Here is a 26,922-nt window from a genome sequence, read left to right as displayed (position 1 = left end):
TAAATCCGGTGTTTTTATGTCTCACAGACGTCTTAAATTCGTCTCACAACCAAGGCAATTACGCTTTGTTGGGGTTCTGTGGACGCATCGCAGGGAACAAAATCACGTCACGGATAGTGTGCGTGCTGGTAAACAGCATCGCCAAACGGTCAATACCAATACCTTGACCCGCCGTTGGTGGCAAGCCGTGTTCCAATGCAGTGATGTAGTCAGCGTCGTAGAACATCGCTTCGTCATCACCCGACTCTTTCGCGTCAACCTGTGCTTTAAAGCGCGCATCTTGATCTTCAGCGTCATTCAGCTCAGAGAAGCCATTTGCCACTTCACGACCGCCGATGAAAAACTCAAAACGATCAGTGAAGAATGGATTGCTATCGCTACGACGCGCCAGCGGAGAAATGTCTGCTGGGTAGCCAGTGATAAAGGTCGGCTGGATCAACTTAGGTTCTGCGGTTTCACCGAAGATTTCTTCAAGCAACTGACCACATGTCCAGAACTTCTCAACGTAGATTTCCAATGACGTCGCAATAGAAACCATCAGATCACGATTCTGAACACCTTCTTCATCCAATGCTTGGATAGCTTCATGCTCAGGATTGTATTGCTTGATCGCCTCTAGCATGGTCATACGCGCATACTTACCGCCGAACTCAACGGTATGCTCGCCGTAAGGCATGGCAGAATTACCAAGCACCTCGATGGCTACCGTGCGTAGCATGTCTTCAGTCAGATCTATCAGATCGTTGTAATCCGCGTATGCCATGTAGAATTCGATCATGGTGAATTCTGGATTGTGGCGCGGAGACAAACCTTCGTTACGGAAGTTACGGTTGATTTCGAACACACGCTCAAAACCGCCCACAACCAAACGCTTCAGGTATAGCTCAGGCGCAATACGCAGGTACATTTCCTGATCGAGTGCGTTGTGGTGAGTGATGAATGGACGTGCAGACGCACCGCCAGGGATCACTTGCATCATTGGCGTTTCCACTTCCATAAAGTCTTTTGACTCCATGTAGCGGCGAATCGCTGAAATGAGCTTTGAACGTACTTTAAACGCATTACGCGAATCTTCGTTCACGATAAGGTCAACGTAACGCTGACGGTAACGCGTCTCTTGGTCAGTCAAGCCGTGGAACTTTTCAGGAAGAGGACGCAGCGCTTTCGTCAGCAGCTCGAACTCTTCCATGTTCACGTACAGATCGCCCTTGCCTGATTTGTGCAAGGCACCTTTCACACCGATGATATCGCCGATATCCAGACCTTGGTATTTGTCTTTTAGTTCATTTTGAACGTCTTTTGCTGCGTACGCCTGAATGCGACCGCTTACGTCTTGAATCGCTAGGAATGGTCCACGTTTGGCCATCACTCGGCCAGCGATGCTGACTTTATGATCCAGTGTTTCTAGCTCTTCCTTGCTCTTTTCGCCGAATTCAGCCTGAAGGTCTGCAGCTTTGTGCTCACGACGAAAATCATTCGGGTGGCCGTTAGCGCTGCAGTTTTGACGAATGTGGTTCAGCTTGGCACGACGCTCCGCAATCAGCTTGTTTTCGTCTAGTAATTGGTCAGTCATAGTGAACCTTTAATTAACTTAAAAAATTACAAACCAGATTTCAGGCTGGCTTCAATAAATTTGTCGAGATCACCGTCAAGCACCGCTTGAGTATTGCGGTTTTCAATGCCGGTACGCAGATCTTTAATACGCGCGTCATCCAACACGTATGAGCGGATTTGACTGCCCCACCCGATGTCAGATTTCGAATCTTCGTTGGCTTGCTTCTCTGCGTTCTGTTTGTGCATTTCGAGCTCAAACAGTTTTGCGCGAAGCTGCTTCATCGCCTGATCTTTGTTTTTGTGCTGGCTACGGTCATTCTGGCACTGCACCACGGTATTCGTTGGTATGTGCGTAATACGTACCGCAGATTCAGTGGTGTTTACGTGCTGACCGCCCGCGCCCGAGGCACGGTATACGTCAATACGTAGATCAGAAGGATTGATGTCGATTTCAATGTTGTCATCAACTTCTGGGTAAATAAACGCAGAAGCAAACGAGGTATGACGACGACCGCCTGAGTCAAACGGGGATTTGCGCACCAAACGGTGAACACCGGTTTCAGTGCGCAGCCAGCCGTAAGCGTATTCGCCGCTCACGCGAACCGTCGCTGATTTCAATCCAGCCACATCACCTGCTGACACTTCAATCACTTCAGATTTGAAGCCTTTCGAATCTGCCCAGCGCAAGTACATGCGCAATAGCATCGATGTCCAATCTTGCGCTTCTGTGCCGCCCGATCCTGCTTGCAGGTCGATATAGCAATCAGCACCATCATGGTCGCCTGCAAACATACGACGGAATTCAAGCTTTTCTAGCTTGGCTTCTAAGTCGCTCAGTTCAGGTTCAATTTCATCGAAGGTGTCTTGGTCGCTTTCTTCAACGGCCAATTCCAGCAAATCGTTGATGTACCCACCACCCTGGTCTAGCTGATCGATGGTTTCTACCACCGCCTCAAGCGACGCACGCTCTCGACCTAGCGTTTGAGCACGCTCAGGTTCAGCCCAGACGTCAGGTTGTTCAAGTTCAGCATTAACTTCTTCTAGACGTTCTTTCTTGGCGTCATAGTCAAAGATACCCCCTAAGGACATTTGCGCGTTCGGCAATGTCCGCTAGGCGGTTTTTGATTGGATTGATTTCAAACATGGTCACTTATCTAAGTTCAGAATGAGTTTTAACCGCCGAATTCTACAGAATTGCGGACGGAATATACAGAGTGTGATGAGGATCAAAGGTGAATATTTAGATAAAAAGAGGGAAAGAAACAAAAGCAATGCGCGAAAAAGCATAGAGAGAGCACAGGTAATGGAACGTAGGAGCTACACTTCCTACGTCCTAGAGCCGCTTTTTTATTACACCGCCACCACATGTTCTACCATAAGCTGCACAGTTCGGTTACCGCGAAACTCATTCACATCAAGCCGATAAGCCAACTCGACCTTCTGAACTGATGGGTCAGGCCAGCGACGTAGATCAACGTTAAATGCGATAGCATCCACCATTTGCCCGCCCAATGCCGGTTCTAACATCATTTTCAGGTGTTTTCCGCCCACCAGCTTTTGATGGAGCAATTTGAACGTACCGTCAAACAAAGGCTCTGGGAAGCCTTGTCCCCATGGGCCACCTGCGCGCAGTATTTCGGCTACGTCCATGCTGATTTCTTCTGGCAACAGTTCACCATCAGATAACAACACACCTTTAAGCTGATCTTCGCTAATGATGTTTTGTACCGCTTCATCAAACAAACGTGAGAAGCGCTCGTAGTCTGCTTCTGCGATGGTTAAGCCTGCCGCCATGGCGTGCCCACCGAATTTTTTAATCAACCCTGGGTTTTGCGTATCAATTAAGTCCAAGGTATCGCGCATGTGAAGGCCTTGGATAGAACGAGCTGAACCTTTTACCTCACCTTCATCACCGGCGGCAAATGCAATCACAGGGCGATGGAATTTGTCTTTAATGCGCGAAGCGACAATCCCAATCACGCCTTGGTGCCACTCGCGTTGGAACAGCGCGAGGCCACTCGGTAGACGAGTATCTTCACCAAACTGCAATCGCTCACAGATAGCCATGGCTTCTTCTTTCATGCCTTGTTCAATGTCTTTACGGCTTTGGTTCAGCGCATCCAACTCGCTCGCCATTTGACGTGCAGCAGGTAAACTTTCACTCAATAAAAGCTCAATACCGAAAGACATATCATCCAAACGCCCTGCCGCGTTAATGCGAGGGCCGAGCGCGAAACCAAAATCGCTCGCCACCAACGTTGCCATGTTGCGATTGGCGACTTCAATCAGCGCTTGAATACCCGGTCGGCATTTTCCTGCGCGTATACGCATTAGCCCTTGGTGCACCAAAATACGGTTGTTGGTGTCCAGCGCGACCACATCCGCCACCGTACCCAGCGCGACCAAATCCAGCAGATCGGCCAAATTAGGCTCAGCCATTTGACGCTCGACAAACCAGCCCGTTTCACGAAGGTGCGCCCGAACGGCGAGCATAAGATAAAACGCCACGCCAACACCCGCGAGCGATTTGGATGGAAAACCACACTCATCAAGATTTGGGTTCACCATGGCATCGGCATCAGGCAACACATTGCCTGGCAAGTGATGATCAGTCACGACGACCTGAATGCCACGTTCTTTTGCAGCGGCAACGCCTTCAATCGATGACACACCGTTATCCACGGTCATGATAAGTTCCGCGCCTTTTGCCGCCGCTTGCGCGACCACGTCTGGGCTTAGGCCATATCCATCATCAAATCGGTTCGGCACCAAGTAATCAACGTTGTGACAGCCCATCATACGAAACGCGGTCACTGATAGTGCAGAACTCGTGGCACCATCAGCATCAAAATCCCCCACCACAATAATGCGTCGCCCTTGCGCCATCGCATCTGCCAGCAATTGTACGGCTTTCTCAATGCCATACAATTCGCTGAAGCTGTGAAGCCCTTTTGCGCTGCGTTCTAGCTCGCCTTCACTGGTGATCCCGCGGTTGGCGTAAATACGTTGAAGTAAAGGTGGCATTGAGGCAGGAAATTCTGCATCAGGTGTGGATTGGCGACGTTTGATTTCAATCATGGGAACAAGACCTGTCTGTGGCGGTGTATACACCGACGACTGTAAGAATGCGGATTGAGGAACTCATTGTAACGAGATGGGGGTAAAGCGAAAGCCTCACGGGCAGTTTACTCGGGCTTAGAACGCAAAAAGGCGCAGACTGTCGCCTGCGCCTTTTTGGGGAAACGGAGGTTTAGCCTTTTTGCTGAAGCACTTCTAGCAACTTAGGTGCTGGCAAGTAACCTGATAGCATGGTGCCATCTTGCAGCATAATCGCTGGCGTGCCGCTCACACCCATCGAGGTGCCGAGCGCCATGTGACGACGAACCAAATCATTACATGCATCTGTTTCTTTATTAAAATCGCCTGCTTTCGCTGCATTCATTGCGACAGCTCTGTCATCTGCACACCAAATCGCACTCATTTGTTCCATATTTGGTGAACGCTCACCAGAACGAGGAAACGCCAAGTAACGAACAGTAATGCCGAGATCGTTATAGTCTTGCATCTCACGGTGCAGCTTCATGCAATAGCCGCACGTCGTATCGGTGTATACATTCACGATATGCTTTTCATTTTTTGCTGGGTACACGATCAACTCTTTCTCAACGCCTGCGGCATCAAACAGTTTTTTGTTGCGTTTAGCCTGAGCAATCTCGGTGAGGTTGATCGATTCTTTTTCGTTCGTGTGGAACAATTGACCGTAGATAAAGTAAGAACCGTCTTTGTTGGCGTAAACCACACCACCATTCGTGATCACTTCAAAAAGCCCCTCAACAGGCGACGCTTCAATGCTTTCAATATTAAGTCGATATTGTGCTAACACATCAGAAATGGCAGCTTTATCCGCCCCTTCTACTGCCTGAGCACCAAAAGAAAACAAGGCTGAAGAGAGCATGACACCCGCAAGCAGTTGTTTGAAATTCATCGTGTTTTTATCCCATTTATCTACAAAGGCCCACAAGACGCAGGCATACCATTACTCTTTCAGACCGGAAAACCAGAAAAAAATCCCTGAATAGGCAAAAATATTTTTTCCACCCACTGTTTTAAAACCGTCCAAGCCATTTTAACAGCCGCCTTATGACCACGGTTAAATATACTATTATGCCCGAGGATGATGCTCTTGGTGCAATTGTTTTAATCGCTCAGTCGCCACATGCGTATAGATCTGAGTGGTCGACAAGTCGCTATGCCCGAGCAACATCTGCACCACTCGTAAATCAGCACCGTGATTGAGTAAATGCGTCGCAAATGCATGGCGTAATACGTGCGGCGATAGCAGTTCGCTATCAATGCTTGCCAACGCGGCATAAAACTTAATACGGTGCCAGAAAGTCTGTCGGGTCATCATTCGCCCGCGACGACTAGGGAAAAACACATCGGACGTTTTCTCTCCCAGCAATCCTTGTCGGGAATGAGCAAGATAGTGTTCTAGCCAATCAATGGCCGATTCCCCCATTGGCACCAAGCGCTCCTTGCCACCTTTACCGATCACTCGCACAACGCCTTGTCGCAAGCTGACGTTTTCCGTGGTCAAACTGATCAATTCAGTGACACGTAGTCCCGTCGCATACAGCAGTTCCATCATGGCTTTGTCGCGCAGTTCCAGCATATCATCCGTATCAGGCGCATCCAGCAAAGCGTCCACCTGTTCTTCGGAGAGATCTTTTGGTAAGCGTTTCGGCAACTTGGGGCTGATCAAGGTGGCGGAGGGATCGTCTTCACGCTGCTTTTCACGATAAAGATATTGGAACAAGCGACGCATGGCGGACAACATACGAGCGCGGCTCGTCTGCTTAAAGTCTTGATCAAATAGCCAGTGCTGATAATCCTGCAAAGTGGGGGTCGTGACCGTTGTTAGCTGCACATTATCTTGCGATAACCAATGGCACAGCTTCATTAAATCATTGCGATAGGAAATCAAGGTGTTTTCTGACAGCCCTCGCTCCATCCACATCGCATCTAAAAACTGCTCAACCAAACTGGTATTTTGTTCCACGATTCACTCACTTAACGACGCAATTTTGCTTTCTTCAAACTACCTCAGTTTACTATGAATGCAAGCGTAGCCCGTGTTTTAAGGTGTTTCACGAGTATTTGTTCAGCAAAGATAGCGCGATGAGTAAACTCTGGGGTAGAGAAGCCGCCCCGTGACAGGTAAAATCGCGCCAAGCGCAACAGCAGGAAATAGGCATGAAGATAGGTTTGTTCTATGGCTCGACGACGTGTTACACCGAAATGGCCGCGGAAAAGATCCGTGATATTTTGGGTGACGAGTTAGTGGACGTTCACAACATCAAAGACGCCCCCGTGAGCGATATGAACCAGTACGATCTCCTGTTACTGGGCATTTCCACGTGGGATTTTGGTGAACTGCAAGAAGACTGGGAAGCGGTTTGGGACCAGCTTGAAGGGCTTAAACTTCAAGGAAAAACCGTGGCACTGTTTGGATTGGGCGACCAAGAAGGCTACGCAGAATGGTACCTTGACGCCATGGGTTTGCTTCACGATCAATTGCTCCCAACCGGACTGAATTTCATTGGCTACTGGCCTGTTGAAGGCTACACCTTTGACGCATCCAAAGCCCTGACCGAGGATGGAAAGCACTTTGTCGGCCTAGCGCTAGATGAAGACAGTCAATACGAATTAAGTGATGAGCGCATCGCCACTTGGTGTGAAAAAGTGCTCACCGAATACCAAGCCTTGCTTTAATTTTAGCGCCCAATCACAGCCCTCTTTTCGGCATAAAAAAACCACCGCATGCGGTGGTTTTTTTGACGCTGAAAACTAACGCTTCAACGCATACATCACATCACTTAGGCGTGAGACGACTCGCCTTTCGGTGCGGGTGCAAAACGAACAGCCACTGTCGCAATCATGGTTGGCAACAGCCATGCCATACCAAAGTTAAACAATGGTAGCGCTTTAAGCAAAGACATATCCATACCCGCCACTTTCGCCGCATCCAACAATGCAAATACCAGTGACACACCCAATACCACTCGGTAAGCCAGTGCAGGATTAGGCATGAAACGGCGCAGGAAGGTCAGCGCAATCAACGCAATCGCAACAGGGTACAGTGCAAACAATACAGGTACTGAAATCGCAATCAATTGGGTCAAACCAACGTTTGCCACAATGGCACACGCCACTGACAAAATCACAACCCATTGACGATAAGAGACTTTCACTAAAGTGCTGAAGTAATCCGCACATGCTGACACCAAACCAATGACCGTGGTTAAACACGCCAGAATGATAATCGCAGACAAAATGATCTGACCGGCAGGGCCAAACAACGCCATCACATACGCCGACAGAATCGCACCGCCATTCGCCGCTCCTGCTGCCACACCCGTTGCTGTCGCGCCGAGATAGAACAGAGAAACATAAACAAACGCCAAGCCTGTCGCGGCAATCACGCCAGCATAAATCAGGTATTTGCAGGTTTTTGTGTCAGACGTGATGCCTTTCTTACGGATCACATCAACAATCAGCATACCGAACATCAGTGCCGCGAAGGTATCCATGGTGTTGTAGCCTTCGAGGAAACCCGTTGCGAATGCTTGATCAACATACGCGCCTTGCGCTGGTGCCACATCGCCCTGCGGATTAACCACAACAGCAATCGCCAGAACCACCAATGCCGTAAACAATGCCGGTGTCAGTAGTTTACCAATGGTATCAATCAGTTTGCCTTGAGACAGAGAGAAGAACATTGCAACGGCAAAGAACACCACAGAGAACAATGATAGTTCCCACTGACCTGCATCGGTCAAAAACGGCTTAAAGCCCATTTCATAGGCAACGAGGCCCGCACGAGGCGCCGCAAATGCAGGACCAATGATGATGAAAATCAGCACAGCCATCAGTGTTGCTACTGACGTTGGAAGATCACGCGTTAAGCCTTTCCAACCACCACCAGCAACAGCGACGGCAATAATACCGATAAGAGGCAAGCCCACTGCCGTGGTCAAAAAGCCCAGCATGGCAGAAAAAGTATGATCACCAGCAAGAAAGCCTGCTTGCGGTGGGAAAATGATATTGCCTGCCCCGAGGAAAAACGCAAAGGTCATAAAACCTAGCGCGAGTATGTCGCTAACCTTTAAACTCTCTTTCACTATTTACTACCTATGTGTGTTTGCAGATGTGTATTTGCCAATACGTGTAATCAATCGGTTAGCCTTTTGGTTTTTTTTACTGAGCTTTACCGTGTAGACAGGATAATGACGAAGTTTCACCATGCAGACAATAGGGCAGTAAAAATCAGGCTATTAATTCAATTTATAATAAAAATTAAGTATTAAATGCCAATAATTACTCACTAACCAAAACTATCAAAAGAATATGGCACACAAAAACAGTAACAACACAGCAACATTATCATCTATTTTTTGAGCAATTTAAGATAATCACGTGGCGGAGATAAAGTGAGTAAAGGCTTTCAATTCAAACAGTTTTCGATTGATAACGCCGGCTGTGGCATGCCAGTGAGTACTGATGGCGTGCTGCTTGGCGCTTGGGCTGACGCCGAAAATCGCGACAACGTGTTAGATATTGGGACGGGAACAGGTTTACTGTCTTTGATGATGGCGCAACGATTTCCTCACGCCCACATCACCGCCCTCGACATTGATCAACAAGCCGTAGAGAGCGCGCGTCTCAATGCAGAACAATCTGCTTGGAACAAACGCATCATTGTCATGCACCAAGACATTACGCAATGGCAGGACGCGGTCAAATTCGACACCATTATCTGCAATCCGCCCTACTTCAACTCCGGGGAACAAGCGACAGATTCGAAGCGAGCGATGGCGCGTCATACCGACACGCTTTCTCATGACAGCTTATTAAAAGTGATAAAAACGCACCTTTTCCCGAACGGGCATGCGCATTTGATCTTACCCTCAGTGGAAGCCGAACAATTGATCACGAAAGCGATTCATTACGGTTTGTATTGCCAAAGGGTAACGTCGGTAAAGCCCACATCGACTAAACCAGTGAGCCGAAAACTCATCACCTTTTCGCCTGTAGAGCAGGAAAAATGCCTGCAAACCACGCTGGTGATCCAAGAGAATGGCGCGTATTCAGACGACTTTGTGGCACTAACAAAAGATTTTTACCTCAAGATGTGATGGCCGCACTTGAAATTATCTTAACTATCTATGTCAGTTAATCTCGTTGAACGATGCATCTTGAGGATGTTTGGGTATATAATCCGCCCCCTAACTTTGAGTGGAGAAACAACGCGTGCGAACTTTTGCAGAACTAGAACTGGATCCTAAACTGCTAATGGCGCTGGATGACATTGGCTTCGAGCGACCAACCGCTATCCAGGCTGACGTGATCCCTCATGGTATGGATGGCCGTGATGTATTGGCGTCTGCGCCAACCGGAACAGGTAAAACCGCAGCATTTGTGCTGCCTTTGTTGCAGCACTTACTGGACTTCCCGCGCCAAGACCCAGGCCCTGCACGCGCACTGATCCTCACTCCAACTCGTGAGCTGGCGATCCAAGTCGCAGACCAAGCACGTGCGCTGGCGAAAAACACAGATTTAAAAATTATCACCATTACGGGTGGTATTTCTTATCAAGAACACGCCGAAATTCTAGGTAAAACACAAGATATCGTGGTGGCAACACCAGGTCGCTTGATGGAATATGTAGAAGGCGAACGCTTTGATTGCCGCGCCATTGAAAGCTTGGTGCTCGATGAAGCCGACCGCATGTTAGACATGGGCTTTGGCCCTGCCGTTGAGCGTCTGTCAAATGAATGTCGCTGGCGTAAGCAAAGTATGCTGTTCTCAGCAACGCTCGAAGGCAAAGGCATTCAGGGCTTTAAAGAGACGCTGCTGACCGATCCTGTCGAAGTGACCGCAGAGCCGCCTCGCCGCGAACGCAAAAAAATCACCCAGTGGTATTACCGCTGTGATGACATGAACCACAAATACGCATTGTTGAAATCCATTCTGGCAGATCAAGCCAACCGTGCGATCATCTTTGTGAAAACCCGTGAGCGTCTTGCTGCCCTTCGCGAAGAACTGACCAGACAGAAGATAAGCTGTGCGTGGATCCAAGGTGAAATGGCACAAGCCAAACGCACCAATGCGATTGAGCGATTCTCAAGCGGTGAGATCAACTTCCTGCTCGCAACAGATGTTGCCGCGCGCGGTATCGATGTACCAAACATCAGCCACGTCATTAACTTTGATTTACCACGCAAAGCGGATGTGTACTTGCACCGTATCGGTCGTACTGCGCGCGCGGGTAAAAAAGGGAATGCCGTTTCGCTGGTCGAAGCACACGATCAAGCCATGATGGATCGTATTTGTCGTTACATGAATGAAGACGTCAAAGAGCGCCATATCGAAGGTTTGAAGCCGTCGCATAAAAAGCCTGCCTTCAAGAAGAAAAAAGTCAAAGCACCGAAGAAGGTCTTAAAAGCTAAAGCTAAAAAAGTAGCAAAGAAAGTGGCGAAAAAAGCAGCGAAAACAACGGATAAATCGTAAATAAATAGATTTTACATCCTAATAACGTTAAAAAAGGAGGCTGAAAGCCTCCTTTTTTTGTTCCTTGCGATCACTCGCAGCAAAAAATGCTAATCAGCCAAGGGAATACAGGCTGAAGATCGGGCTCACAAAGCGCCACATTATTAACACAAAATGTTAACAATACAGCTCTTTTTGAGATTACCCTGCCTCTGGATAACAATTAACCTGTTCAATACTTTTCATTAAAGGGATCTTATAATGCAATCTGTTGTTGATTTTTTAAACAGCATCATCTGGAGTCCAGTCCTTATATACCTATGTTTAGGTGCAGGTCTGTTTTACTCCATCGCGACGCGTTTTGTGCAAGTTCGTCAATTCAAAGAAATGACCCGCCTACTGCTTTCTGGCAAAAGTTCTGACAAGGGCATTTCATCATTTCAAGCACTCGCCGTTTCACTGTCGGGTCGAGTCGGTACCGGTAACATTGCAGGTGTGGCCGCAGCTATCGGCTTTGGTGGTCCAGGTGCCATCTTCTGGATGTGGGTCGTCGCGTTCCTAGGCGCTGCAACGGCATACACCGAATCAACACTGGCGCAAATCTACAAAGAAGAAGACAACGGAGAGTTCCGTGGTGGTCCGGCTTACTACATAGAAAAAGCCATGGGTCAGAAGTGGTATGCATGGATCTTTGCTATCGCCACTATCTTCGCATGTGGCGTATTGCTGCCAGGCGTTCAATCAAACAGTATCGGTAACGCAATGGAAGCCGCGTTTGGTCCTGGAGAGATGATTGAAACGGCACTGGGCACATTTAGCACAGCCAAAATCATCACAGGTGCCATCATCTCTATCCTGCTTGGTTTCATCATTTTTGGTGGCGTTAAGCGTATTGCAAACTTTACCCAAGTGGTTGTGCCGTTCATGGCACTGGCTTACATCATCATCGCGTTCGTCATCATTTTGCTGAACATCACTGAAATCCCGGGCATCATTGCGATGATCGTGGGTGATGCCTTCACGCCAATGGCCGGCTTTGGTGCAGCCATCGGTTGGGGTGTTAAGCGCGGGGTTTACTCGAACGAAGCAGGTCAAGGCACGGGTCCTCATGCTGCCGCTGCCGCTAACGTGCAACACCCAGCACAACAAGGTTTGGTGCAATCGTTCTCAATATACATTGATACCCTGCTGGTATGTTCAGCAACGGCGTTTATGATTTTGATCACTGGCGCATACAACGTGCACGGTGCAGGCGAAGCCTTCATCGTTCAGAACATTGCAGCGGATATTGCCGCGAATGGTCCTGTGTACACGCAAATGGCCATTGAAAGCACCATGCCTGACTGGGGCAAACCCTTCATTGCTGTTGCTTTGTTCTTCTTCGCCTTCACCACCATTTTGGCGTACTACTACATTGCAGAAACTAACATCGCGTACATCCGTCGTACCTTCAAAGTATCGGGCATGATGTTTGTACTGAAGTTGGTTCTGATGTCGGCAGTCTTCTATGGCACCGTCAAAACGGCAAACCTTGCTTGGGCAATGGGTGATGTTGGCGTAGGCTTGATGGCATGGCTGAACATCACAGGCCTATTAATTATCTTCTTCCTAGGCAGACCTGCTCTGGTCGCACTTCGCGATTACGAGCGCCAGCAAAAAGACGGGGTGGAAGAGTACACGTTCGATCCTGTTAAGCTGGGTATCAAAAATGCCGATTACTGGGAACAACGTCTGGCACGTCGAACCCAAGATAACGAAGCGGAAAGTGTTTCAGGTAAACCTGTAAATCCCACGGCGTAATCTAGACGTAAAGACAGCAGACAAAACGAAAAAGGTTAGCGAAAGCTAACCTTTTTTTATTGCCTAACATCGACATCAAAAGCGCTACTGCTCTTCGCGTTTGAACACCAACTCTTTGTCGTTAGATTCTTCTGCGCTGAACCAGTAACCCGCTATATCGAACGCCTTCAGGCCTTCAACAGAATCAATACGGTTGTCGATGATATAACGCGCCATCATGCCGCGCGCTTTCTTGGCGTAAAAGCTGATCACTTTGTACTGACCGTTTTTACGATCTTTGAAAACAGGTGTAATGATCTGCCCTTTCAACTTGGCAGGCTTCACCGACTTAAAGTATTCGTTCGATGCCAAGTTGACTAATAGCGTATCGTTTTGTGCTGCCAGAGCCTCGTTAAGCTCACCTGTGATGATGTCACCCCAGAACTGATAGAGGTTACTCCCACGCTCGTTCGCGAGCTTAGTGCCCATTTCAAGGCGATAAGGCTGCATCAAGTCCAATGGTCTCAGCAAACCATACAGGCCCGAAAGCATCCGCAGATGATCTTGCGACCAACTAAAGTCTTCGTCACTCAGGGTTTCGGCTTCAAGGCCAGTATACACATCCCCTTTAAACGCCAAAATCGCAGGACGCGCATTGTCTGGGGTGAATGTCGGTGACCATTCTGAAAAGCGCGCGGCATTGAGACCTGCAATTTTATCGCTCACCTTCATCAAACTGCCGATATCAGCCGGCGTTAGTTGACGACACACTTCAATCAGTTGTTGTGAATGCTCGATCAACGCGGGCTGCGTGAAACGCTCCGTCGCCAGTGGTGATTGGTAATCCAAGGTTTTGGCTGGAGAGACCACAATCAACATAATGTTATTCCCTTCAAACTGTTATTAACGAAAGAGTACCATTAGGCACAAAAAAAGCCACGCGATGCCGCATGGCTTTTTCCAATCATTGTCATTGGTGAAACCGAATCAATCAGCCCTTAGAGGGTAGGCTTTCCGATACGTTCTCGTTCGGTTTACCCCACACGCCCGGCTCAATTTGAGTGAGCATTTCTGGGTGATGCTGGCTATTGAAGGTCGGTACTTTTCCACTATCGAGTTGCTGATTATAATCCTTAGCCAATTTCACGACCGTGCCGGACAGCAGCAAAATCGCCACCATGTTGACAATCGCCATTAGCCCCATGGAGGTGTCGGCCATGATCCACACCACAGGCAATTCAGCCATCGCACCAAACATCACCATGCCAAGCACAATCATGCGGAAGACATTCAAGCCCGCCTTGTGGTTGTGTTCCAGAAAAATCAGGTTCGTTTCTGCATAAGAGTAATTAGCAATAATCGAGGTAAACGCGAAGAAGAAAATGGCGACGGCCACAAAAATCTCGCCCCACGCGCCCACTTCACTCGACAATGCACGCTGCGTCAGTTCAATACCCGTGATCTCACTGCCCGGCATGTATTCGCCTGACATTAAGATAATGGCGACTGTCGCAGTACAAATCACGATGGTATCGACAAACACGCCCAGCATCTGAACATAGCCCTGTGATGCAGGATGAGGAGGATACGGTGTGGCACTGGCCGCAGCATTCGGCGCTGAGCCCATGCCCGCTTCATTTGAGAACAAACCACGTTTAATGCCCTGCACCATGCCTTGCGCAATGGTGTAACCCAATGCGCCTGATGCCGCTTCTTCTAACCCAAATGCACTGCGGAAAATCAACGCGAACACGTCAGGTACTTTCTCTAGGTTGGTCAGCATGATGTAGAAGGCCAACAGCAAGTAGAGCGTCGCCATCACAGGCACAATCAATTCCGCCGTGCGGGCAATTTTGCGAATGCCACCGAAGATGACAAACGCAGACATCAGAACCAGTGCAATCCCTACATAAAGTGGGTCGAAACCAAAGGCAACGTAGGCGGCTTGCGTGATTGAGTTAGCTTGAACAGAGTTAAATACCAGACCAAAAGCCACGATAAGCAAGATGGAGAAGACGACGCCCATCCAACGCATACCCAGCCCTTTTTCCATATAGTAAGCAGGGCCGCCTCGGAAGTTCCCGTCATCATCACGGGTTTTGTAAAGCTGCGCCAACGTACTCTCAGCAAACGCTGTCGCCATGCCCAATATGGCAATTAGCCACATCCAGAAAATAGCACCAGGGCCACCTAGCGTTAGCGCAACAGCCACACCAGCCATGTTACCCGTACCCACACGGGCTGCGAGGCTAGTACAAAGTGCTTGGAAGGAGGAAATACCTTCGCTATCTGACTTGCGGCTATTCTTCATCACCTTAAACATGTGGCCAAAATGACGGATCTGGATGAAGCCAAGACGCAATGTAAAAAAGATCCCGCCACCGATAAGTAGATAGATGAGCACCGATCCCCAGATGAGATCGTTCAAAAAATTAATCAGACTTACCACGCCTACCTCTCTTTACGCATAAACATTCTCGCAGCGACTAAGTCTCCGTATTGGAGCGTGCGATTTGAAACAACCAACAAACACTAGAACATGCTCGCGTCGGTCGAAATAGATGAGGAGCTTTTGAACAAGAAAAGGGTTCAAAACTCCAAAAAAGTGTTGTTTGTGTCTTGGTATTGCGGAGGGTTCCCGCCATTTGAGGCGAGATGATGAAGGTTGCCAACCTAAAAATCAATATGAACCAATACTCATAATACTGTGATATTTATTGCGTCACAAGGTGTTGAGAAGTCAATAAATATGCATTCCATCAACATAAACGAAACATTTCCCCAAGAAAATAACGCCTCTGTTTCTCGCGTTCTCACACTGTGACTGTTTTGTCTGTGGTGCAAGTCTATTGCTATGACAGGACTTTTCGCGCATTCCTCGCAACCGCTTGCAATAACCGATACCAAAGCACACTAACGCACTGCAACTGCGCGCATTTTGTACAACGCACTTATAATAGTGATTGACCTCTCATGAAAACTTCACCGAGGTGTAACAAATGAGAAACACTTCAATTTTATTTTATGAAAGGTTTGATACTTAATGAGTAACCGCTAGGGATAACGAGGTGAATTTATGGATAGCTTTGCCTTTGACAACATTTTCGAACAAGAACGACCACAACGTGGTGGACGCACTAAACAAGCTAAACGGAAATGGAGAGAGATTGAAGCGCTGAAAGACCAACAGCGCCTGCGTAGAGAGCTTCAAGATATTGATATGCTCGTCGACTTCAGCAGCAGCGAGTTTGAGCTTTAGGCTGAATACCCATTTGGTTTCTAACCCTCCCACGCACAGGATTGTGCGCTAGACGGAATCGTGAAAAAGGCACCCACTCGGTGCCTTTTTATTGTCTTTGAATAACGGTGTTGATGAGATATTTATAGCGCGGCAGCCAACTCTTTAAAGCGCACCGCCACTTGCTCACCAAACAGCGGATCTTGCTCCTCTTCCTCCCATTGCGATTGCAAAGAGTTCCAGTCATCCGTCGTCAGCGTTTTCTCAATGGCTGGCAGCACAGAACTTTCTTCCAACTCCAAATGACTGCGCTGCTGCTCAACAAACTTGTTGAGTCTGTCCGCGAACAGATCGAGCGGGATGACGGCATCCATCAATATCATTTCAACCGTGTCAGCGAATTCCGCTGTGAGTACTGCCAATTCCTCGTGCTCAGCATCCAGCTTTGCAACACCTTCGTGATCGTCATAATGCGAGACATAATAGTGGTAGATCAGATCTTCTTTCGGGTGATGGTATTTTTCCGCATACTCCTGCAAATACATTACCGTGTCGCGGATCTGCCCAAAGTTCACAGGCTTCTCATCACGAATAGCTCCCAAGTTTTGGGTAAGTAATCTAAGCAATCGGCTTATGTTACTGTGATCTCTATGAATGCTTGCTACTAACATAGCGCCTCCTTTCTTCATTCACTCGACCCTTTCAGTCTAAACCTCCCGAATAATGAGAACTTGCGCATGGTCATTTTTTGTTCAGTTAATGTCTGGCGCGGATTGAGCAAAAAAATAGCCCGCGATCCGTTTCACGAATGCGGGCAATATTGTTGTGCTTTAGCTATCAGTTATCAGTTATCAGTTATCAAGAGAAGGTTGCCAGTTAATCGGTGATTTACCCATCTCTTCCAGTAAAGTGTTGGTGGCAGAAAAATGCTTACAGCCAAAAAATCCACGATAAGCTGACAGTGGTGACGGGTGAGGACCTTCAAGCACATGGTGACGAGTGCGATCAATCGCTCTCCCTTTTTTGCGTGCATGTGCTCCCCACAACAAGAAGACCACACCCTCTCGATGCTGATTCACAGCATCAATGATGCGATCCGTAAAGGTTTCCCATCCCAAGTGCGCGTGCGAATTCGCATTACCTTGCTCCACCGTGAGGACGGTATTCAAGAGCAGTACCCCTTGATCCGCCCAGCTTTTCAAATAGCCGTGATCAGGGACAGTAAAGCCTTCAATATCTTGTTCTAGCTCTTTATACATATTCACCAAAGACGGCGGTGTTTTAATGCCCGGGAGGACAGAAAAGCACAGGCCATGCGCTTGATTAGGCCCGTGATAAGGGTCTTGCCCCAAAATCACCACACTGACATCAGCAAACTCAGTGAAACGAAAAGCATTGAAGACATCTTCTTGGGGTGGGTAAATCACTTTCCCCTGTGCTCGCGCCTGTGCGACCGTATCCAACGTTTGTTTTAGATACTCTTGTTCTTTTTCCTGACCAATAACGTCATCCCAAGTGACTGACTGCGTCATGCTGACCTCGCGTGTGTGAATTTACGAACCTAAGCGTGCTATACCGTCGCTACATAGCAACAGGCGCTGTTGCCGCAGCCTCAAACTGACGTAACAAGCGTATTTCATCTGCCCAACGCTCTGGCTTTATGGTTTCCAAAATAAGCGGTATCCCGTTGAAGCGCTGATCTTGCATGATCACCTCGAAACACGGTAGGCCAATTTCACCATCTCCCAGCGCCTGATGACGATCCACGCGACCACCAAGCGGCGTTTTCGAATCGTTCAAGTGCATTGCACGCAGATAATCAACCCCCACTAAACGATCGAACTCCGCAAATGTCGCCTCGGCAGCACTGTGTGTTCGCAGATCATACCCTGCAGCAAAGGCATGGCAGGTATCGATGCAGACACCCACTCGAGATTTGTCACTCACCTGCGAGATGATCGAAGCGAGTTGCTCAAACGACCAACCCATGTTGGTTCCCTGCCCTGCGGTGTTTTCAATAACAGCAACCACATTTGGCACCGCGTCATGGGCAAGGTTAATGGATTCAGCAATCAACGATAGGCACGCTTCTTCGCTGATTTTTTTCAGATGACTACCCGGATGAAAATTAAGCAAAGGCAGACCGAGGGTTTGGCAGCGTTCCATTTCGTCGATAAAGGCATCGCGAGATTTAATCAGCTTGTCTTCTTCTGGCGCACCCAGATTAATCAAGTACGAGTCATGGGGAAGAATTGCTTCGGGCACAAAGCCCAATGCTTGGCATTTCGCCTTAAACGCTGCGACGGTCGAGGTCTCTAACGGTTTTGCCTGCCATTGACGTTGATTCTTGGTAAACACCGCGAACGCGTTAGCGCCAATTTCAGCAGCATTCATGGGTGCTTTATCTACCCCTCCTGCAGCCGAAACATGCGCTCCAATAAATTTCATAACATTTCTCACTTTGTTTTACCCAAACAAGCATCTTGCGGTTGCTTGGGTATAGTAACTGACAACAGTTTAAGTTACTTAATCCAAGATAAAAGCAGAATATTTACCGCAAACCGCCCATCAAAATGTAGTAATAAAATTACAAATGTAATTTTTGGCCAATCTTTAGCTTGTTACCGAATTGTTTTAAATACAGATAGTTAAGTTTTTATTGATTAAGCGCAAGAAATCAAAGGCGACAATTGGGCATATTTTGATTGTATTTTGACTAAAATCAAAATAACCTTACGGATAGTAAGGTATACAAGTACCCAGCTCATCAAATGATGGAAAATTAAAACCACCAAGCCTATCAAGGGGAAAGAATATGATCACTGGTATTCAAATCACGAAAGCCGCTAACGACGACCTACTGAATTCTATCTGGCTGCTGAACAGCGAGACCAATGAAGCACGTTGCATCGCTGCTAAAGCAGGCTTCGAAGCAGACCAAGTTATCCCAGCCGCCGATCTGGGTGAGTACGAAAGCCGCGATATCGCGATTGAAGTACCAGCGAAAATTGAAGGTGGCCAACACCTGAACGTTAACGTCCTGAAGCGTGAAACACTGGAAGATGCTGCTAAGCACCCAGAAAAGTACCCACAGTTGACGATTCGTGTATCAGGTTATGCTGTTCGCTTTAACTCGCTGACCACTGAGCAGCAACGCGACGTTATCGCACGTACTTTCACTAGCTCTCTGTAATAGATACTTCTATATACAAATCGCTAGAATGAAAAAACCGGCCAATTGGCCGGTTTTTTATTTTTCAGCAAAGGCTTATCAGCCAGCTACCTTCATCAGGTATGCGCGAAGCTGTGCAAATTCTGCATCTTGCTCCACTGACAACAAATCCATCACGGCATGTTTCGCCAAAGGACCCGGCAACGGAATGTCTAGCCCCAAGATCTCATCCACCGACTCTTTGAATTTCGCAGGGTGTGCCGTACAAAGGAACAGGCCATGCTCGCCCTCTTGCAGTTGCTCGTTCAACGCACGGTATGCGATAGCACCATGTGGCTCACACAGATAACCCGCATCAAACATCGCTTTCAACGTTTCTGCCGTTTCTTCATCGGTTACCGCCGCTGAACCCAACTCATTCAAGCCCCAGCCTTGCAGCTGACATAGCTCTTCGATACGCGGCCAATTGTTTGGCTGGCTCACATCCATGGCGTTAGACAACGTGGCGATAGTTGGTGTTGGCGTCCATTCACCCGTTTTTAGGTAACGTGGCACGGTATCATTTACGTTGGTCGCGGCAATAAAGCGTTTAATTGGCAAGCCAATCGCTTTCGCCAGCAAACCTGCAGTGAGGTTACCGAAGTTACCACTTGGTACGGCAACCACGAGGTTTTCGCGCTGCGCTTTCGTCAGCTGTGATGCCGCTTCGAAGTAGTAACAAATCTGTGCCATCAAGCGGCTGATATTGATTGAGTTTGCTGAGTTAAGGCCAATAGCAGCGCGAAGCTCTGCATCGTCAAACGCATCTTTTACCATGGCCTGACAATCATCAAACGTGCCGTTGATTGCCACGGTGTGGATATTACCACCTAGGGTACAGAACAGTTTTTCCTGCAGCGGGCTGATCTTGCCTTTCGGGTACAAGATAACCACTTTGATGTTTTCCATGCCAAAAAATGCATGGGCAACTGCCGCTCCTGTGTCACCGGACGTGGCCGTCAGAATAGTCACTTTGCCACCGTCAGAAACAGCCGCGAGTGATTGCGCCATAAAACGGCCGCCAAAGTCTTTGAACGCCAGCGTAGGGCCATGGAACAGCTCCAACGCGCTAACGGTGTCAGTGACTTTTTCGACGGATGCAGGGAACTGAAACGCGTTTTCGACCATGCTGCGCACAGTGTCTGGCGTTAGTTCATCGCCGATAAGCGCTGACAAGATTTCACTGCTACGTGTGACAAAGTCTTTGTCTAGCAGCGCATCAATGTCATCAAATTTTGGTAATTCACTTGGGAAGAACAAGCCTTGATTACGGCCAAGCCCTTGTTTTACAGCCTGTCCGAATGAGACCTGCTCGTCGTTTTCCTTGATATTGTAAAGCTTCATAGTTCACTTCCTGTCACTGTCGATCCCTTCACATCCAATCGACAGATGTGGACAAATCCTTCTTCATTTTGAACATAGTGGTCTTGCAACCACTTGGCGACACGCTCAGCAATCTCTTTGTCATCGGTAATACTGAACAGCGTCGGGCCAGAACCAGAGATGCCGGTTGCTAGCGCGCCAGCTTCTTGTGCATAACGTCTTGCATCCGCAAAACCCGGCAGCAATTTTTCGCGATACGGTTCAGCCACCACATCTTTGATCATACTCGCTGCCAATTGCGGCTGACCAGAGTAACAGCCATGGATAAAGCCTGCCAGATGACGACCGTGATTAATCACATCCTGGCGACGATATTGCGCGGGTAAAATGGCTCGTGCTTCGGCGGTAGGCACTTTAATGCCGGGATACGCCATCACCCAATACCATTCATCAAAGCAAGGCACTTGCTGACTAATGATGCCCATCTGCTCGACCATCAGTTGCAAGCCACCCAAGTAACACGGCGCGACGTTGTCGTAGTGCAAACTGCCTGAAATTGCCGCTTCCATCTCACCCATCAGAGCAAGAAGTGTGGTTTCATCGAGCGCTTCATCATGGAATTTATTGATCGCATCCAATGCCGCCACAATAGAACATGCACTTGAACCCAAACCGGATCCAATCGGCATATTCTTTTCCAGCGTCATGACGATGTTGCGAACAGGCTCGCCACGCTTTTCCATCTCACGACAGAAAACAAGGTAGCTTTGATAAACGATGTTTTCTTCTTGATCCGCTGGCAGTTTATCAACAAAGCTGCCAACACAATGGAGAGTGAATGGCACATTTCCGCCATCCGCGACCATGACACGATCACCGAGTAGAGAGCCATCAATTGGAGAGACTGCTGCCCCTAAAACATCAAACCCAACACTCACGTTGCCGATAGACGCCGGCGCGTAAACAACAACACTCATGATTACACTCCCAGCTTCCAGCCAAGTGTACGCATCAAGTCAGCGAACACACCCGCCGCAGTCACCTGAGTACCTGCACCGTAACCACGTAATACCAATGGAATTGGTTGGTAATAACGACTGTAGAAAGCCAGTGCGTTTTCACCCTCTTTGATCTTAAACATTGGGTCATCAGCATCGACGGCTTGAATTTTCACCGAGCAATGACCTTTATCAATACAACCGATGTAGCGCAGCACTTTGCCTTCCGCGCGCGCTTCCGCTGCGATCTTATTGAAGTAAACGTCAGCTTCTGGCAGCTTGGCCATGAAGGCATCAACATCGCCAGATGAGTCAAAACCCGGTGGCAATGCAGGCTCAACGTCAACATCTTCAAGTTCAAGGTTCATGCCTGCTTCACGAGCAAGGATCAATAGCTTACGCGCCACATCCATCCCCGAGAGATCGTCACGTGGATCTGGCTCGGTAAAGCCGCTATCACGGGCAACAGAGGTTGCTTCACTAAAGCTTTGACCTTCATCGAGCTTACCGAAGATATGAGACAGTGAACCGGACAGGATACCCATGAACTTCTCAAGCTCATCTCCCGCAGAGATGAGGTTTTGCAGGTTTTCAATAACAGGCAGGCCAGCACCTACTGTGGTGTCGTACATGAACTTACGACGGCTTGCGCGCGCAGATTTACGCAGCTGTTGGTAATAAGCCATGCTCGCGGTGTTGGCTTTTTTGTTCGGTGTGATGACATGGAAACCTGCCGACAAGAAATCTGCATATTGATCAGCAATTGATTGATCAGAGGTACAGTCGATAAACACGGGGTTGATGATGTGGTTTTGCTCCACCAAACTCACCAAGCGAGACAAGTTAAACGGTTCATTGATGTTTGTCAGTTCGTCGCGCCAGTTGTCAAGATCAATACCTTTGCTGTCTAGCAACATGCCGCGGCTGTTTGCTAACCCGCAAACTCGAATGATAATGCCTTGGCCTGCTAATTTGCTCTGCTGGCGCTTCACCTGCTCGACCAGCTCTCCGCCCACACCGCCAACGCCAACAATAAATACATCAAGGTAGTGATTACTGTTAAATAGGTTCACGTGACACGCTTTCACGGCTTCCGACACACGGTTGTCCGGAATAACCGCCGAAATAGAGCGCTCAGAAGAACCCTGTGCAATCGCGACGATGTTGACGTTCACTTCCGCTAAAGAGGTAAAGAACTGAGATGCCACCCCTTTCGCAGTGCGCATCGCATCACCCACCAATGAGACAATCGCGACGTCATCGACAAAATCGACAGGCTCAAGCAGACCGTCTTTTAGCTCAAGTTCAAAGTTCTCTTGCAGTGCACGCTGTGCCAGTGGCTTGTCTTGCGCTTCAATACAAAAACTGATGCTGTATTCAGACGATGACTGAGTGATCAAGACAACAGAAACGCCCGCTGCTGACATGGCGCCGAATACACGTGCTGCCATGCCTACCATGCCTTTCATGCCAGGGCCAGACACGTTAACCATGCTCAGCTCACTCAAGGTAGTGATGCCTTTTACTGCAAGGTTGTCTTCACCGTTGTCGAAACCAATCAAGGTGCCTGCACCCTGAGGGTTTGCCGTGTTTTTAATCAGGCATGGGATGTGAAAGCGAGCAATAGGAAGAATGGTTTTCGGGTGCAAGACTTTCGCACCGAAGTAAGACAGTTCCATTGCTTCTTGGTAGCTCAATGATTTCAATAGTTGTGCATCTGGTACTAGGCGGGGATCACAGCTATAAACACCATCCACGTCAGTCCAAATTTCACAGCACTCTGCACGCACACATGCGGCCAAAACGGCTGCCGAGTAATCCGAGCCGTTACGGCCCAAGGTCACCAATTCGCCTTGCTCATTCGACGCCGTAAAGCCCGGCATCAAGCCAATGTGTTTCGCTGGGATAGGTTCTTTGCTGAAGTTGTCAGAAGAAACTTCGATATCCACCATGGCTTCAAGGTAATCACCTTTAGCCTGAAGGTAGTGAACAGGGTCGATCACGAAGGTGTTGTGACCACGTGCTTGTAGCAACGCTGACATGGTGGCAATAGAGAGACGCTCACCTTTACTGATAATGCGTGCATAAATGTTGTCAGGACACAGTCCCAGCAACGCAATGCCGTGAATATATTGCTTAAGCTGATCAACTGAGCGCGCTAATTCAACATACAGCGCTGCTTTGTCAAAATCCGCTTCCATTTCGGCAAGACCGTCAAACAGTGCCGAGAAAATCGACTCAATCAGTGCAACCTGACTGTCTGCTTCGCCATGTTTCACTGTGTGATCAATCACATCAACTAAGGCATTCGTGATTTTTGCCGGCGCAGATAATACCGCTGACACGTCACCCTGACAGGTATTGCTTGTGATGATTTCTGCTGCGCGGCTAAAACGTTCCGCATTGGCTAATGATGTGCCACCAAACTTTAAAACTCGCATCCTTACCTCCAACTCCTTCCTGAACCCGAAAATTCAATAACAAATAAGCGAAAAAAAAGCCCGCACATCTTTTTAGTGCGGGCTTTTTTTTAAATTTCTGTGCATGTCAGCCCGCACCTTCACCCATGGTGATGGTAATAATGGTGATAATGGTTGTAGTGCCGACTGTATGAAGCATCGCTTTGGACCTTCCGTGCTGCGTTTTTATAACCTTTACTCAATGCAGGGTATCAGGTCAACAAAAATTTAAGTTATCTATCAAAAAAACGCCATAATTCGCAAGATTAAATTAACACAATTAAAAGATGAGAAAGCGCAGCATTCCGCCCCTTGATGCTTGCGATTGTGAAAAGAGCACGACATAGTGAATTAAATTGAGCAGAAAAGCAGCAATAACAAAGGAGGGAACCATGGCGGTTGAAATGGAGGAATTGGTTGCGCAGACTATATTACAGGGCTCAGACGCTATGTATGGTCGATTTTTGGATGTGACTGCAGGCGCACAAGAACGTTTTGAGCAGCGCGACTGGAAAAATGTGCAAAGCGCTTTAAAAACCCGCATCAATTTTTATGACCACCATGTGGCACTGGTTAGCCAGCAATTGAAAACCATGTTGGATAAACAGCACGCGACTCGATCTTTCCTTATGGCAGTCAAAGAATCCTACAGCCATCTGCTGGATGACTACCCACGCTATGACATTGCAGAAAGCTTCTTTAACTCTGTGTATTGTCGTATGTTCGACCACCGAAATATTCGCCGTGACAAACTGTTTGTGAATAGCTCACAGGGAGGACGAATTCCTAAGTACCCCACACCTTTGCTAAAACGCTATCCCTCTCAAAAAAACTTGATCCAAACTGTCGAACGCATTCTCGATGACACCCCCTTCACGCTGCCTTGGGTCAATAAAGCACGCGATGTCCATCGTATTGTTGAGGCCATGCAGCAACGTTTAGGACCCCAACTGACCAATGAAGTCACCATCGACATGATCCGTGAGCCTTTTTTCCGCAACAAGGCCGCGTACTTGATTGGTCGCATTGATATGGCGAATCAGACTCGCCCGTTGGTTTTACCCATTCTTGTCAATTCGCAGGGTGAATTGTATGTCGATGCCTGCATCACCGACTCTGATGATGTCAGCGTGATCTTTGGCTTCGCGCGTTCTTATTTTATGGTTTACGCGCCAGCACCTGCCGCATTAGTCGATTTTCTCAATCAGCTGATGCCACACAAAACACCCGCACAACTCTACACAGCGATAGGTTGTCAGAAACACGGTAAAACTGAACTCTATCGCGAGTTTCTACAACATATTGACAGCTCAGATGATCAGTTTGTTGTCGCGCCCGGCATTAAGGGCATGGTGATGTCCGTGTTCACCCTCCCCTCATATGGCTTCGTATTTAAGATCATTAAAGACAAATTCGCCCCGCAAAAAGACGTCACGCATGCCATTGTAAAAGAAAAATATCAGCTGGTTAAAGAACACGACCGCGTGGGTCGCATGGCAGATACTCTCGACTATCGAAACTTCATCTTTCCTCGAGATAGATTTAGCGATGAACTCATTAAAGAGTTGCTAGAGGTTGCTGAATCCAACATCAAACTCACCAGCAAAGAAGTTCACATTCGTCACCTGTACATGGAACGACGAATGATCCCCCTCAATATTTATCTCGAGCAGGCGGATGACGATGAACTTCGTGAGGCGGTTCAAGGGTATGGCGATGCTATTAAACAATTGGCGGCGGCGAACATTTTTGCAGGCGACATGTTGTTTAAAAACTTTGGGGTATCACGCCATAGCCGTGTCATTTTTTATGATTACGATGAAATCTCCTACCTGACAGAAGTGAACTTCCGACACATTCCGCCACCGCGCTTCCCTGAGGACGAAATGGCCGCTGAACCTTGGTACAGCGTGGGAGAATACGATGTTTTCCCAGAAGAATTTCGCACCTTCTTGTTGATCAATCCCAAGATCCGCGCCTTGTTTGATGAGCTGCATTCAGATTTATTTGATGCGGAATATTGGAAAAGCCTTCAGACCAATATCCAGCAAGGTCAGTTTAATGATGTGTTCCCATACAGCGAGGAGTCACGTTTCTCTAACCTTTGAAAGTGAGACCAAGAACAGCCACTGACAAAAAATTGTCGCTATATGGGCACAAGATTTGCTTTATTTTTAACCACCTTTAATGACAGCAACGCAAGGCCGTTGTCATTTCGAGAAGTGAGTTAACAATGGCGAAAAATTCATGACAGTCCGGTAACAAAATTAAGACGAGTGGACTAGAATGATTACGCTGTCTAATAAAAACGAATCAGGGAGGGTAGTAAATGGATAGAATCTTGCTCGCCATTACCCTGCAATCAGTGGCTTTTTTCACATTCGCGCAGGGTTCGTTACCGCTGTATGAATACATCGAGGAAGATAACCGTGATCCTTGGTTTTCCCACTCAATCTCAACGGGTGGCCAAAGTTTTGACAGTTGGACGATAAGCTCTGGCTATCACTATCCCGTTCTCAAAAAAATCAATGTCTATCTGGCGACAGAAATGACGACTGAGTCCGACTACAACGCTAGTGCCAAAGGGATACTTAGCGGTCTCGAATACAATTTCAACGATGCTTTGAGCTTTGGCAGTACCGTTCAAGCCGAGCGCGTCAACGAAGAGACCATCGGCAGTGTGGGCATGAGCAGTCAATATAAGCTCACTGACAAGCTAAATCTCCAAGCCAAGTTTGACTACAGTGTAAGCCAACAACCTGCGGCATCAGCTAACTATCAACTCGGTGTCGGATACCGCTTCTAGCGTTA

General features: G+C 48.0%; 22 protein-coding genes and 1 other annotated feature. Of the genes, 8 read left to right on the top strand and 14 right to left on the bottom strand.

The window, feature by feature from the left end:
• Positions 1 to 58: 58 nt before the first annotated feature.
• The 5 genes from lysS to xerD all read right to left on the bottom strand — a co-directional run bounded on the left by lysS (position 59) and on the right by xerD (position 6,613).
• Positions 59 to 1,573 carry a lysine--tRNA ligase gene (lysS, locus tag AC3CIC_RS02390; protein WP_488515258.1) on the bottom strand — a complete coding sequence of 505 codons (1,515 nt, stop codon included), beginning with the start codon at positions 1,571 to 1,573 and terminating at the stop codon, positions 59 to 61.
• Between the two features lie 26 nt (positions 1,574 to 1,599).
• Positions 1,600 to 2,698 (bottom strand): peptide chain release factor 2 gene (gene prfB, locus AC3CIC_RS02385; protein ID WP_139128050.1). Its coding sequence is split into 2 segments (ribosomal slippage): positions 1,600 to 2,622 and positions 2,624 to 2,698, totalling 1,098 coding nucleotides; the frame shifts between segments, so codons are not numbered across the junction.
• Positions 2,699 to 2,904: 206 nt separating this feature from the next.
• Positions 2,905 to 4,632 carry a single-stranded-DNA-specific exonuclease RecJ gene (gene recJ / locus AC3CIC_RS02380; RefSeq protein ID WP_488515257.1) on the bottom strand — a complete coding sequence of 576 codons (1,728 nt, stop codon included), beginning with the start codon at positions 4,630 to 4,632 and terminating at the stop codon, positions 2,905 to 2,907.
• Positions 4,633 to 4,804: 172 nt separating this feature from the next.
• A complete protein-coding gene (gene dsbC / locus AC3CIC_RS02375; RefSeq protein ID WP_016961706.1) occupies positions 4,805 to 5,539 on the bottom strand; it encodes a bifunctional protein-disulfide isomerase/oxidoreductase DsbC in 735 nt (244 codons plus the stop codon).
• Between the two features lie 177 nt (positions 5,540 to 5,716).
• Positions 5,717 to 6,613 (bottom strand): site-specific tyrosine recombinase XerD, encoded by an 897-nt coding sequence (gene xerD / locus AC3CIC_RS02370; protein WP_016961707.1) that lies wholly within the window; start codon positions 6,611 to 6,613, stop codon positions 5,717 to 5,719.
• A gap of 194 nt (positions 6,614 to 6,807) precedes the next feature.
• Between xerD and fldB the strand changes: the two genes are divergently transcribed.
• Entirely contained in the window at positions 6,808 to 7,326 is a 519-nt protein-coding gene (gene fldB, locus AC3CIC_RS02365) for a flavodoxin FldB (RefSeq protein WP_488515256.1), read from the top strand.
• 104 nt (positions 7,327 to 7,430) lie between these two features.
• On the opposite strand, the gene brnQ is transcribed toward fldB, so the two are convergent.
• Positions 7,431 to 8,735 (bottom strand): branched-chain amino acid transport system II carrier protein, encoded by a 1,305-nt coding sequence (brnQ, locus tag AC3CIC_RS02360; RefSeq protein ID WP_488515255.1) that lies wholly within the window; start codon positions 8,733 to 8,735, stop codon positions 7,431 to 7,433.
• Positions 8,736 to 9,098: 363 nt separating this feature from the next.
• On the opposite strand from brnQ, the gene AC3CIC_RS02355 reads away from it, so the two are divergent.
• The 3 genes from AC3CIC_RS02355 (at position 9,099) to AC3CIC_RS02345 (ending at position 12,903) form a co-directional block, all read left to right on the top strand.
• The gene (locus AC3CIC_RS02355; RefSeq protein WP_241823959.1) at positions 9,099 to 9,749 is read left to right on the top strand and encodes a tRNA1(Val) (adenine(37)-N6)-methyltransferase; all 651 of its coding nucleotides are present in this window, start codon (positions 9,099 to 9,101) and stop codon (positions 9,747 to 9,749) included.
• Between the two features lie 115 nt (positions 9,750 to 9,864).
• A complete protein-coding gene (srmB, locus tag AC3CIC_RS02350; RefSeq protein ID WP_017004574.1) occupies positions 9,865 to 11,124 on the top strand; it encodes an ATP-dependent RNA helicase SrmB in 1,260 nt (419 codons plus the stop codon).
• Between the two features lie 240 nt (positions 11,125 to 11,364).
• Positions 11,365 to 12,903, top strand: a complete 1,539-nt coding sequence (locus AC3CIC_RS02345) for an alanine/glycine:cation symporter family protein (RefSeq protein WP_488515254.1) — start codon at positions 11,365 to 11,367, stop codon at positions 12,901 to 12,903.
• Positions 12,904 to 12,987: 84 nt separating this feature from the next.
• Here the strand turns inward: AC3CIC_RS02345 and yaaA are convergent, their stop codons facing one another.
• Both yaaA and AC3CIC_RS02335 read right to left on the bottom strand, forming a co-directional pair.
• Positions 12,988 to 13,761, bottom strand: a complete 774-nt coding sequence (gene yaaA, locus AC3CIC_RS02340) for a peroxide stress protein YaaA (RefSeq protein WP_017005827.1) — start codon at positions 13,759 to 13,761, stop codon at positions 12,988 to 12,990.
• Positions 13,762 to 13,873: 112 nt separating this feature from the next.
• Positions 13,874 to 15,331: an alanine/glycine:cation symporter family protein gene (locus tag AC3CIC_RS02335; protein ID WP_488515253.1), complete on the bottom strand. Its 1,458-nt coding sequence runs from the start codon at positions 15,329 to 15,331 to the stop codon at positions 13,874 to 13,876.
• Positions 15,332 to 15,958: 627 nt separating this feature from the next.
• Between AC3CIC_RS02335 and AC3CIC_RS02330 the strand changes: the two genes are divergently transcribed.
• Positions 15,959 to 16,141: a DUF3545 family protein gene (locus AC3CIC_RS02330; protein ID WP_488515252.1), complete on the top strand. Its 183-nt coding sequence runs from the start codon at positions 15,959 to 15,961 to the stop codon at positions 16,139 to 16,141.
• 122 nt (positions 16,142 to 16,263) lie between these two features.
• Here the strand turns inward: AC3CIC_RS02330 and AC3CIC_RS02325 are convergent, their stop codons facing one another.
• From AC3CIC_RS02325 to nfo, 3 genes are all read right to left on the bottom strand, one after another.
• Positions 16,264 to 16,791 (bottom strand): hemerythrin domain-containing protein, encoded by a 528-nt coding sequence (locus AC3CIC_RS02325; protein ID WP_016961717.1) that lies wholly within the window; start codon positions 16,789 to 16,791, stop codon positions 16,264 to 16,266.
• Between the two features lie 180 nt (positions 16,792 to 16,971).
• On the bottom strand, positions 16,972 to 17,652 hold the full coding sequence (gene ung, locus AC3CIC_RS02320; RefSeq protein WP_016961719.1) for a uracil-DNA glycosylase: 681 nt from the start codon (positions 17,650 to 17,652) through the stop codon (positions 16,972 to 16,974).
• A gap of 49 nt (positions 17,653 to 17,701) precedes the next feature.
• Entirely contained in the window at positions 17,702 to 18,568 is an 867-nt protein-coding gene (gene nfo, locus AC3CIC_RS02315) for a deoxyribonuclease IV (protein ID WP_488515251.1), read from the bottom strand.
• A 367-nt stretch (positions 18,569 to 18,935) separates the two neighbouring features.
• Here nfo and grcA point away from each other — a divergent pair, with 367 nt between their 5' ends.
• Complete coding sequence (gene grcA, locus AC3CIC_RS02310) at positions 18,936 to 19,313, top strand: autonomous glycyl radical cofactor GrcA (protein ID WP_016961721.1); 378 nt, start codon at positions 18,936 to 18,938, stop codon at positions 19,311 to 19,313.
• A gap of 78 nt (positions 19,314 to 19,391) precedes the next feature.
• On the opposite strand, the gene thrC is transcribed toward grcA, so the two are convergent.
• The 3 genes from thrC to thrA are packed head-to-tail and all read right to left on the bottom strand — an operon-like array spanning position 19,392 to position 24,093.
• A complete protein-coding gene (gene thrC, locus AC3CIC_RS02305; protein WP_488515250.1) occupies positions 19,392 to 20,675 on the bottom strand; it encodes a threonine synthase in 1,284 nt (427 codons plus the stop codon).
• Complete coding sequence (gene thrB / locus AC3CIC_RS02300) at positions 20,672 to 21,631, bottom strand: homoserine kinase (RefSeq protein WP_488515249.1); 960 nt, start codon at positions 21,629 to 21,631, stop codon at positions 20,672 to 20,674. The genes thrC and thrB overlap by 4 nt, the downstream gene beginning before the upstream one ends.
• Positions 21,632 to 21,633: 2 nt before the next feature.
• Positions 21,634 to 24,093, bottom strand: coding sequence for a bifunctional aspartate kinase/homoserine dehydrogenase I (gene thrA, locus AC3CIC_RS02295; RefSeq protein WP_017006923.1), 2,460 nt, complete (start codon positions 24,091 to 24,093; stop codon positions 21,634 to 21,636).
• Between the two features lie 49 nt (positions 24,094 to 24,142).
• Positions 24,143 to 24,261 (bottom strand) — a sequence feature (Thr leader region).
• 242 nt (positions 24,262 to 24,503) lie between these two features.
• Between thrA and aceK the strand changes: the two genes are divergently transcribed.
• A complete protein-coding gene (gene aceK, locus AC3CIC_RS02290; RefSeq protein WP_016961726.1) occupies positions 24,504 to 26,219 on the top strand; it encodes a bifunctional isocitrate dehydrogenase kinase/phosphatase in 1,716 nt (571 codons plus the stop codon).
• 221 nt (positions 26,220 to 26,440) lie between these two features.
• On the top strand, positions 26,441 to 26,917 hold the full coding sequence (locus AC3CIC_RS02285) for a hypothetical protein (RefSeq protein WP_488515248.1): 477 nt from the start codon (positions 26,441 to 26,443) through the stop codon (positions 26,915 to 26,917).
• Positions 26,918 to 26,922: the final 5 nt, after the last annotated feature.

The sequence above is a fragment of the Enterovibrio sp. QJM3NY_24 genome, assembly GCF_057786035.1.
Note: the sequence above shows the minus strand (reverse complement) of the source record. Positions and strands in the feature narration are given on the sequence as shown.